The sequence below is a fragment of the Vibrio sp. CB1-14 genome, from assembly GCF_040412085.2.
Classification (GTDB): domain Bacteria; phylum Pseudomonadota; class Gammaproteobacteria; order Enterobacterales; family Vibrionaceae; genus Vibrio; species Vibrio chaetopteri.
On record NZ_CP115921.1, the window covers coordinates 1366337 to 1377697 of the forward strand.

8 protein-coding genes are annotated in these 11361 nt (G+C 45.4%); 5 read left to right on the forward strand and 3 right to left on the reverse strand.

Features of this window, described 5'->3' with window-relative positions:
* Positions 1–69: 69 nt before the first annotated feature.
* Positions 70–2724, reverse strand: a complete 2655-nt coding sequence (locus PG915_RS21950) for a TonB-dependent receptor (protein ID WP_353499108.1) — start codon at positions 2722–2724, stop codon at positions 70–72.
* 768 nt (positions 2725–3492) lie between these two features.
* Here PG915_RS21950 and PG915_RS21955 point away from each other — a divergent pair.
* The 5 genes from PG915_RS21955 to PG915_RS21975 all read left to right on the forward strand — a co-directional run bounded on the left by PG915_RS21955 (position 3493) and on the right by PG915_RS21975 (position 9237).
* On the forward strand, positions 3493–4518 hold the full coding sequence (locus PG915_RS21955; protein WP_353499109.1) for an ABC transporter permease subunit: 1026 nt from the start codon (positions 3493–3495) through the stop codon (positions 4516–4518).
* A gap of 3 nt (positions 4519–4521) precedes the next feature.
* A complete protein-coding gene (locus tag PG915_RS21960; protein ID WP_353499110.1) occupies positions 4522–5574 on the forward strand; it encodes an ABC transporter permease in 1053 nt (350 codons plus the stop codon).
* Between the two features lie 99 nt (positions 5575–5673).
* Positions 5674–7509, forward strand: a complete 1836-nt coding sequence (locus PG915_RS21965; protein ID WP_353499111.1) for an extracellular solute-binding protein — start codon at positions 5674–5676, stop codon at positions 7507–7509.
* Positions 7510–7535: 26 nt separating this feature from the next.
* Positions 7536–8390 carry an ABC transporter ATP-binding protein gene (locus PG915_RS21970; RefSeq protein ID WP_353499112.1) on the forward strand — a complete coding sequence of 285 codons (855 nt, stop codon included), beginning with the start codon at positions 7536–7538 and terminating at the stop codon, positions 8388–8390.
* Positions 8391–8427: 37 nt separating this feature from the next.
* Positions 8428–9237, forward strand: a complete 810-nt coding sequence (locus PG915_RS21975; RefSeq protein ID WP_353499113.1) for an ABC transporter ATP-binding protein — start codon at positions 8428–8430, stop codon at positions 9235–9237.
* A gap of 69 nt (positions 9238–9306) precedes the next feature.
* On the opposite strand, the gene PG915_RS21980 is transcribed toward PG915_RS21975, so the two are convergent.
* Positions 9307–10449: an iron-containing alcohol dehydrogenase gene (locus PG915_RS21980; protein WP_353499114.1), complete on the reverse strand. Its 1143-nt coding sequence runs from the start codon at positions 10447–10449 to the stop codon at positions 9307–9309.
* A gap of 176 nt (positions 10450–10625) precedes the next feature.
* The gene (locus PG915_RS21985) at positions 10626–11240 is read right to left on the reverse strand and encodes a hypothetical protein (RefSeq protein ID WP_353499115.1); all 615 of its coding nucleotides are present in this window, start codon (positions 11238–11240) and stop codon (positions 10626–10628) included.
* Positions 11241–11361 lie beyond the last annotated feature (121 nt).

Below are 11361 nucleotides of genomic sequence, written 5' to 3' on the forward strand. Positions count from 1 at the left end.
CATCCTTGTGTTATGTCAGTCGAAAAAAGCCGGCACGCGAACGTGCCGGAAACAGGAGGAAGGGATTAATTAGAATTTCATGTTTACATTGGCGTAGAAGTAACGGCCAATAACGTCATAGGTTGTGGAGTCTGTGTTACCCGAGATGGTGTCTAGGATAAGCGGTGGTGTTTCGTCAAACAGGTTGTTGACACCGCCAGACAGAGTGAAGCCGTTATCAAACGCGTAGCCAGCGCTCAAGTCATGGTAGAACATGGTAGGTACGCTAAAGTTGTATGTGTCTTGTGGGGCGTCAGCAGCCCCTGACAGTTCGTAGTCAACACCTGCGATCATGCGAGTATTCCAGTTCACACGCCATGCATCGCGAGTTACGCCCAAGTTAAGCGTTGAGCGGTACTTACTGTATAGGCCGATTTGGTCGCTGATGAATTTACCAGCGTAATCGACAACAGAGCCATCCGCTTGTGTGACTTCGTGCTTGAAGTTGTAGGTGTTGTCCCAGTTAGCTTTGAAGACGACGACGTCAAAGTCATGCACGTAGCGCAAGTTGAAGTCGATACCGTTTTTCTCAAGCTTACCTAGGTTTGTGGTACGAGCATCGATAGAAACAATGTCGCCGTTTCCGTCACGGGTGATCTTGTCACAGTACTCACCAGTTTTGGCACATTGATCCAACATCAACTGAGGGTCAACGTTGTCAATTAGGTTCTCAAGCTCTACCTGCCAGTAGTCAACCGTTGCAGAGAAACCCTCTGCGAATGATGGTGACAAAACAAAACCAAGTGACGCTGTGTGGCCTTCTTCAGGCTGAAGTTCTTGGTTTGAGCCGTAGAATACAGGGAACTGCGTGCGGCCACTGGTGTCTTGACCCGTAGGATCCGATAGAACATCCGCACTTTCTTGCGCGCCACCGTACAGATCAGCAATTGACGGGGCACGGAATACTTCATTGTAGGTACCGCGAAGCATCAAATCGCCAATCGGTTGGTACAAGAAGCTGTAACCCATAGTGGTCGCGCCACCAAATGTGGAGTATTTATCATGACGAGCGGTGATCTTTGCTTCCAAATATTCTGCCATCGTCACTTCGGACAGAATTGGAACCAGTAATTCGCCGTAGAATGAGTCAACTGTGTAGCCACCCGAGGTTTCTGATTCTGCATTACCCGAAGCGTTACCGAGAACAACTAATGCATCTGGTTGGTTCGCACCTTGCTCATCACGGTTTTGGTAACCGGCAGCAAAAGCGATGGTGCCCATCTCGGTTTCGTAGATGTCGCCCGTTACGTTGAAGTTGATGATTTGCTGTTGGTTAAAGCCGGTATCTTGGCGAGTGAATGTCGCGTAATCCAGTGCTTCTTGGCTTACGTTTCCAAGAATGTCCATGGGCACACAGCCAGCAATCACGTTACCACCCGCATCAAGACATTGACCATTTGCAGATGGACCTACCGCGTTACTCACGCGATCTTTCATAAATACGCCATCTTCAATTTGCTTGGTTTTGGTTTTACCCCAGTTGTAGTTGGCATCCCACGTCCAACCATTTTGGAACTCACCATCTAGACCTAATACAACACGGCCCGTATCTGACTCGAAGAAGCGATTACGACCACCGGTCTCAACCATGCGTCGGCGCCAATCAACGATATCAGAACCTGTGTTGTTGAATTCATTGTCTTTTGAGATAGGGTCATAGCCATTAAACTTACCGAAAATAGGTTCAGCTGCAAGTAAATAGTTGGACTCAGAGTTGGAGTAGAGAGCTTCGAATGTTGCCGTCACTGGACCAAGTATGCTGGTTTCACCTAGTAGGTAGTTGCCTTGAGCAGCAAGGTAGCGACGCTGCGCTGGGCGTTTTAAGTAGTTGTCCGGCGCATAGTTGTAGAGATCACCAGGCGCATTAAAGTCACGTAGAGTATCGCTGCCCTCTGGTCCAAATGTCTTACCATCGTAGTAACCCCATGGAGGAGCCGAGCTACCACTTTGGAACTGGCCGCCATAGCCATCATGCTGTTGGTCGGTATTGGCAAAACCACGATCACCGGCCATGATTTCATCTTCTTTGGTCATGCCTGCAGAGAAGGTAATATTACCGCGATCGTTTGATGCACCTGCGAGCATGCTGATGTCGGTCACCTGGCCATCGCTGTTTGATGTGGTGCCGCGCTTAGCATTAAGCTCGAACCCTTCAAAATTCTGTTTAGTGATGATGTTAACTACACCACCGATTGCATCAGAACCGTAGACAGAAGACGCACCATTTTTCAGTACTTCAATACGTTCTACCATTGCAGCAGGAATCATATTCAAGTCAACGGATGCGTCTGCCCCCGTGCCACCATTAACCATACGGCGGCCATTGACAAGAACGAGCGTACGTTCAGCGCCTAAACCACGTAAGTTGACCGTTGCTGCGCCGTTACTGCCGTTGTTTACAGATGTGCTTTGTACCGTACCACCCACGCCAGGTAATTGGTTCAAGACATCACCTATTGCAACTAGACCTGTATTTTCAATGTATTCTGATGAAAGGACTTGAACTGGCTCTGCGCCTTCCATCTCTACACGAGAAATGCGTGACCCAGTCACTTTCATTTTTTGAAGCTTTTCTACGTCCTGTTGTCCCGTTTCTTCAGCAAACGCTATAGGCACTGCGAATAAATTCGCGGTACCAAGCGCAAGACTCACTGCTACCGAGAGACATGTGCTTTTTTTTAACATCCTTGTACTCCGTTTCGCCAGATTTCCACTGACGTCTGTTGTGTATTGCATTTTTGGTTGAGTCGTTAACTCGGTGTTAACAACAAGCGCAACTTATGACGGGTTAAAAAAGTAATGTCAAATCAGCCAGTTAAAACGAATGCTAGTTTGTAAAAAGTATTATGTTCTTTAAATTGTCATTAAAATGGTGTTTTCTTGTAAGTAAGTTGCAAAAACTAGTGTGATTTATAAAAATTTCCATTGAATCTAGCAATTGCCGTAAAAGCAGATCATTATTCGATCTTACATTAAACAATTGGCATTTTATGCTGTTAATTCACGCGAACTTGAACTTATTGGCTAATTGCAAAGTTACACAATAATTCATCGCATAGACTCATCGTCTATAATCTAACCATTGGGGCAACAAAGCTTTAATGCATAAGCGATATGAGAGTCAATAGTATACTTGGTTCATACTGCTCATCTGAATATTTATGCACAATTAATGGATCGATTCTTACAATTTTATGTAGAGTCAATGCTCTATCTTCCAGTTTGATATATTGGAGAGGGTTTATTTATGAAATTTTGTTCTTTTTTTAAAATTATGAGTGTTATTAATTAAAAGTGACAGTGTTTGTGGTTTGTGATAAAAACGTTGTCGAAAATAAAGAGTGATAAAATTAATTGTCTGAGCAAGGAAGCCGAGTAATTAATTTTTAGCCAAAAATTAAAGGCTAATTAGTATCGCTATTTAGTGAACAGCAAACATGGAGAAGTTGATAAATGCTGTCTTATTTCCTTCGTCGTCTGGCACTCGTAGTGCCGACATTTATTGGCGTAACAATTCTAATATTTGCGATAACAAGGTTTGTCCCTGGAGGGCCAGTGGAGAGAATGTTAGCGAATATGCATTCTCAAGGAGATGGCGGCGGTTCCCTGTCCATGTCGGGCACAAACTCAGCATTATCTGAGGAGCAAATCCAAGAACTTAATGCATTTTACGGTCTCGATAAGCCTGTTCATGTGGCCTATTTTGAGTGGCTGAGCAATTTAGCTAGCTTAGATCTTGGTGAGTCGACCCGATATTATGAGCCTGTATCGGATATGATTGCCGAGCGTTTACCTGTATCGCTGTTCTATGGAGGGATGACTTTCTTTATCAGCTATTTTATCTCTATCCCTCTTGGTTACTATAAAGCATTGAAACACGGCTCTATTTTCGATTCAGTATCTTCCGTAGCCATCTTCGTTGGCTACGCACTCCCTGGTTATGTCGTTGGCGTGTTGCTGATCACACTGTTTAGTTATCACCTCGAATGGACTCCCATGGGAGGTTTTACGAGTGATGATTTTGAAGACTATGAGTTATTGTCCGAGCAAGTAAAAGATATAATGTGGCATGCCATACTACCGTTAATTTGTTACTTGATTGGTGACTTTGCGACACTGACAATGACTATGAAAAACAATCTCATGGAGAACCTATCAGCAGACTATATAAGAACGGCAATTGCCAAAGGTTTACCGTTCAAACACGCAGTAAGAAAGCATGCACTTCGCAATAGCCTGATTCCTATTGCCAGTCACTTTGGTAACTCATTGTTATTTTTTATGACAGGCGCATTTTTGATAGAAGTAATATTTAATATAGATGGCATTGGATTGCTTGGTTATGAGTCCATTATGGAACGCGACTATCCGGTCGTAATGGGAATAGTCGCAATTAATGCCATATTATTACTGTTCGGAAATATCATATCCGATATATGCGTCGCATTTGTTGATCCGCGCGTGAAGTTTGGGAGTTAGTTCATGGTTATTAGTCCTCTTACTAAGAAGAAGCTCATTAACTTCAGGCGAATCAAGCGAGGTTACTGGTCGTTTATTATACTGTCCACAATGTTAGTGTTGTCTTTATTTGCGGAGTTCTTAATAAATAGCAAAGCACTGCTGGTGAAGTATCAAGGTAGTTATTATTTTCCAGTTGTCAGTGATGTGCGATTAGGAATTGAATTCGGTCAAGACAGTGCTGGCGAGGCTAATTATCGCGCGTTACAACTCTCCTTTGAGGCGGAGGCGGAGGCGGAGGCGGGAGAGGATTTTGTCATCATGCCTTTAGTACCTTGGAACCCTTACGAGCAAGATTTTTCTGGCGAATACCCACCTAATGCGCCGAGCGTTGAGTCTAGGCACTTTTTAGGTACGGATGTGATAGGGCGAGATATTTTGGCTCGCCTAGTTTATGGCTTTAGGACGGCTATGGGGTTTGCGCTGCTTACTATGGCGGCGTCATACGCTATTGGGGTTGCTGTAGGCTGTGCCATGGGTTTTCTGGGTGGCAAGTTTGATCTGTTTGTTCAGCGTTTTATCGAGATTTGGTCAATGGTACCGTTCTTGTATGTGATTATGATTTTAGTGTCGATTGTGCAGCCGAGCTTCGCGTTGTTTGTGGCAATAAACGTGATGTTTGGATGGATGGGGATTACTTGGTACATGCGCACCATGACGTACAAAGAAGTCGCACGGGAATATGTATCTGCTGCCAAAGCATTGGGCGCTTCTAATATACGTATAGTATTCAATCATATCTTGCCTAACACCATGGTAATGATTGTCACTTTGGCGCCATTTACCATCGCTGCGAATATTACGGCGCTGACGGCGCTCGATTATTTGGGTTTAGGTCTCATGCCACCAACACCGAGTTGGGGAGAGTTGCTGCAGCAAGGAAAGTCGAATTTAGACTCCCCGTGGATAGTGACATCTGTCGTAACGGCTATTGTAGCGGTGTTGGTCATGGTGACGTTTATTGGAGAAGCAGTGAGAGCGGCCTTCGACCCCAAGAAGTTTACCCGCTATGTTTAAAATACACGGTTTGAATGCGGGCGAGTCTAGGACCGTATTAACCTTTTGAAAAAGGCGTTTGGGGCGTCTTGCGATTGGAAGTAAGGATAAGGATATCTCATGCATAAGAATACATTGTTGACTGCGGCAGTATTGGCTGCACTCTCTTTTGGCAGCAGCGCTAATGAACTCCCGTCCGGATTGACCTGGATTGATAATATGAATGAGCCGCTATTTGCTTCTGATGAAGCAAAGTTCGGTGGGACTTTGCGCACTCATATGTCGAGTTTTCCGCAAACGCTAAGAAGTGTGGGCTCCGATTCTAACTCGGGTTTACGGCACTACTTTATGGACGGTACTCCAAAACTTGCGGCGAGACACCCAAATACAGGTAATTGGATACCTCAATTAGCGGAAGCATGGGCCTATGGTGATGACAACCAAACGGTCTACTTCAAGCTCAACCCCGAAGCAAAATGGTCTGACGGTGAGAAGGTGGATGCCGACGACTACCTGTTCATGCTTACTTACAACCGTTCAAAAGACATTGTAGCGCCGTGGTATAACGACTTTTTCACTAACAAAATTGAAGACGTCAGCAAAATTGATGACTACACCATTGCCATCAAGTCAGCGACGAAAATGAGCCAAGAAGAGTTGATGATACAAATCAACTTGCCAAGCAATGGGCTTCAGCCAAGACCGGAGCACTTCTTTGCCAATCCTAAGAAGGATGAAAATGGTGATGGCATCGAAGACAATTTCGTGCGTAAATTTAATTTCAAGGCAGAGCCAACGACTTGGGCTTATTACATGTCCAATGTGAAAAAAGGCAAGAGCGTGACCTTTAAACACGTCGGTCAAGACTGGTGGGGTTACAGCAATCGCTATTACAAGAATCGTTACAATGTTGAGAAAGTGCGTTTAACGGTAATTCGTGACTCCGATATCGCACGAAAACACTTTGAGAAAGGTGATCTTGATGTGTTTGGTTTAGTGCTTCCAAGCCTTTGGCATGAGAAAGCGGATAGCAAACCCTACCAACAAGGCTATATCCAAAAATTTTGGGGTTACAATCAAACCGCTCAAGGTGCAGGTGGTCTTTGGATGAACACTTCAATGCCGCTGTTAGAGAGTCGTGATGTAAGAGCGGGTATCGTCTACGCCTCTGATTATGACGGCATGCTAAAAAAAGTGCTTCGTGGTGACTATCTTCGTATGCCTCACAGCATGGGGGCTGGTCATGGTGGCTACGACCGACCGAATAATCAAGCGCCAGCTTTCGATCCTAAAAAGGCAATTCGTTATTTTGAAGCTGCGGGCTTTAACAAGGTCGGTGCGGATGGAATTCGTGTCAATGACAAAGGTCAGCGCTTGAGTTTCGATATTACTTACGGCTACCCACCACATACTCCAAGAGTTGCATATCTCAAAGAGCAAGCGAAACAAGCGGGGTTGGAGTTTAATCTCAACCTAGTTGATGGATCGTCAGCCTTTAAGTTCATTTTAGAGAAAAAACACCAGCTTGCTTTCTTACATATGGGCGGTGGCGAAATCCCGGCGTATTGGGAGTATTTACATTCAGACAATGCTAAGCCGCAAACCAATAATCATACCTTCTATCAAAACCCAGACATGGACAATCTGATCGACCAGTATGTGGTTGAGTTTGATGTCGCGAAAAAGCAGCAACTGTCTCATCAGATCCAACAAAAAGTGTCAGATGAGTACTTAATTGTTCCTGGTTATATGGTGCCATACACTCGTGAAGCGCATTGGCGTTGGCTACGGGTACCAGAAAAAGGCATGACTAAGCTGACTGAAACCATGTTCTCGGTAACGGATGTGGCAAATTTTTGGATTGATAGCGATGTAAAAACACAGACCAAGTCAGCCCTGAAAAAAGGCGAAAGCTTTGAGCCTGTCACCATTATCGACGATACCTATAAACTGTGAAGAGTAGCGAGCAGGGAGAGGTAATAATGCAAGATGATGTGATATTAAGTGTAAGAGACCTCGCGGTACGTTTTTATAACGATGAGGGTAATCGTGAGGTACTGCACGGCGTGAGTTTCGATGTAAAAGCGGGGCGCACTTTGGGTATTGTGGGTGAATCTGGAAGTGGAAAGAGTGTTACTGCCATGTCTATTATGGGACTTTTGCCAAAACCATACGGAGAGGTCACAGCAGGACAGATTCTATATCGTGATACTGATTTACTTCAGTTAATACCTGAGCAAATGTACGCGATGCGGGGTGACCGAATATCGATTATCTTCCAAGACCCTATGACAGCGCTAAATCCAGTGCAGAGCGTTGGCAAACAGCTCAATGAGGTGTTAGAGCTGCATCGTCCGGAGCTGAACAAAGTCGAGCGTCGTGCTACGTCATTGGAGATGCTCACTAAGGTTCGGATACCACTTCCGGAAAAGCGTCTTGATGAGTATCCTCACAACCTGTCTGGGGGAATGCGTCAACGCGTTATGATAGCAATGGCGCTCGCTTGTAAGCCTGACATCTTGATATGCGATGAACCTACCACGGCGCTCGATGTCACTGTGCAGGCGTCTATTTTGGAACTTATGCAGGAGCTACAGCGAGAGACTGGTATGTCGATGATTTTTATCACACATGATCTAGGCGTCGTAGCTGAGATCTGCGATGACGTAGCAGTGATGTTCGCGGGGCGAATTGTCGAACAAGCCGATGTCTTTGAGCTCTTTGATCATCCTAAGCATCCATACACCGAACGTTTACTGGGTCTGATACCGAGCTTAGAGAATCCACCAAAACACAAAATTGATATTAAACCGATTACCGAAGACATGTTCCATTAAGGTAATCCTTTGAGTTACAGACTCTTAAGGTATTTAGATGAGTGAATTACTGAAGATAACGGACTTGAAGCAGTATTTTCGATCTGGCAGTGGCATTTTCCGTCGCGGCTACGTGATGAAAGCGGTGGATGGCGTTTCATTATCGATAAAGTGCGGAGAAACGCTGGGACTTGTCGGGGAGTCAGGATGTGGCAAAAGCACATTGGGCAGAACGATTTTAAAGCTGCTTGAGCCGGGTGATGGAAAAATATTCTTTGAAGGCAACGACATTACTAAGCTGTCGCCAAAGGCTATGCGTCCGCTTCGCAAAAAAATGCAAATTGTGTTTCAAGATCCAATGGAGTCATTGAACCCAAGGCACACTGTTGGGATGATTTTGGAAGAGCCGTTTATCATCCATAAATTAGGAAATCCGATCGAGAGGCAGAAATGGGTAAGAGAACTACTTGAGAAAGTAGGCCTGCCAGAAGACGCCATTGATCGATATCCCCATGAGTTTTCTGGTGGGCAGCGTCAAAGGATTGGAATAGCGCGAGCTATAGCGGTTAAACCTAAGCTGCTTATCTGCGATGAATCCGTATCGGCTCTCGATGTATCGGTGCAGGCGCAAATTCTCAACTTGCTGCTCGATTTACAGCGTGAACTCAATTTGGCCATTATTTTCATTTCCCATGATCTGTCGGTGGTGAGACACGTTTCGGATAATGTTGCGGTGATGAAAGCGGGCAGGGTCGTGGAATATGGCACTAGTGATGAGGTGTATCGCACACCAAAGCATGACTATACGAAGACTTTATTATCCGCTATACCTATTACTCACCCAAAATATCGAAAATCAAGAAGCTAGATAAACTTCATTAATTACACAAAAAAGCTCGGGCAAAAATGACCGAGCTTTATGTATAAAAAGGGCTATTTACAACGCGTTTTCTAAGATCTGACGTGATACATCTATGGTGATGGCTTGATTTTCACCAAGCTTGAGATAGCCGTTGTCTTCGAGTTTCTTAATCACCGCTTCTACAGCCTCAGATTTGTCGCCTTCAACTTCTGAAAGGCGCGTATCTACCTTCAATTTGGCATAGAAAGCCTCGATTGCATTGATGGTGCGTTCGGCTAAATCGTCACTCGACGAGAGACCGAATACGTTTCGACCCATCTGCTCGATTTTTCCTTGCTTAAACTCCATTTGGCTGCGAAGTAGTGACGGCTGAACAATGGCTAGCGAACGTGCGTGATCCACGTGCCAAAGGGCAGTAAGCTGGTGGCCTATCATATGCGTCGCCCAATCTTGTGGCATACCAGTACCAATTAGGCCGTTTAGAGCTTGGTTCGCTGTCCACATTAGATTCGCTCGCCATGCATCATCACGTTGCTCAAACGAGTCTCCGAGCACTATTAGATTGCGAAGCAGCACTTCAGCATAACCTTCTTGAACCATGTGACCTGTTGGCGAGGTGATGTATTGCTCGCAGACGTGTACCCAAGCGTCAACTAAGCCATTGATCAGTTGGCGTTCAGGTAGAGTTTTCATAGCATCTGGGTCTAGAACAGCGAATGCGGGTCTGACAGTAGGCGATAGGAAACCGAGCTTTTCTTGGGTCGCTTTCTTAGTCACAACGGCGCCCATGTTTGACTCAGAGCCGGTAGCTGGCAGTGTGAGTACGACACCTAGCGGAATCGCAGTTTCTGGTTTGTAGACTCCGGTGATCAGATCCCAACTATCGCCATCGTGCAAAGACGCGGCGGCCACGTATTTGGTGCCATCTATGACGCTACCGCCACCCACAGCAAGCAAATACGTGACGTTTTCTGCTTTCACTATGTCGATGGCTTTATCAAGAGTTTCTTTTGTTGGATTAGCCTCAACGCCTGAGAACTCGAGCCACTCATGATCGCCCAGTGCTGCGGTTACTTGGTCATAAACGCCGTTCTTTTTGATAGAGCCGCCGCCGTAGATAACGAGGACTTTTGAATCTTTTGGGATGCTATTGGTGATCTGTACAATCTGACCTTGGCCAAAGTGAATCACAGTAGGGTTTACGTAGCTGAATTTCATGACTTTGCCTTTTGACTAGTATAGGTAGCTTTGGATGTATTGCCTTGTATGTATAACCTGGAGAATTGATTCCCGGTTAATTTAATGCTGTTACTTATACTTGGGGCAAATAGATCAGGCTTCAAGGGGAAGCCTGAGTCAGATTGGTTTATTTCGAAGAGTGTGATGGTGTCAAATTAGCTACAATTTGGCGCGCTACCTGCGATTTGACGCTCTTGTTGAAGCTCTTTGTGTAAAGCTTCCAACTGGACTTTTGCTTGGTTTACATCGTTCATACTAGAGCTGAGTTTGACGTATTTGCTCACCGCTCTATCAACACCTTCTGTGTTGTCACGGTCGTAATCAATCAAGCCTTGCATGGCGACGCCTGCTTCTTTGTAGGATTGCTGTGACGCTTCCTCAGCTCTTAGTGCAGCACGGTAAGCATCATCATGCTGACAAGCTATCAATGCTGTTACGGAGCTTTCTACATCGGGACCGAATTCAAGCATTGGTTTTGCCGGTGGAGGTGGGGCGCTTTCCGACGCTTGCTTGGCTTCTGCCTGTTGGTCTTTGGCATACCCATCCACAGCACCTGCAGTCCCCCCAGCCAGAGCGCCAGCTGTTACGTTGCGGCTCAAACGATATGTATCGACTTCACCATCAACAATGAGGTCAGTTAATGCGCCAAGCATTCCTGCAGACACTGCGCCTACAGCTGCGCCTTCTGCGGCTCCTTGGGTTGTGTTGGCACCGCACCCCACTAGCAAACTAGCTGCGATAGCACTCGCTAAAAGCGATTTTAACTTCATGGTTTCCATCCTATGTAACTGACTGTAATAAAAGCATTATAGGACGATTTTGTTGAAAATAGATCGACAAAATCTGAATTGCTTTTTGACCGACTAAAAAACAGTATTTTTGTCTAGAGCG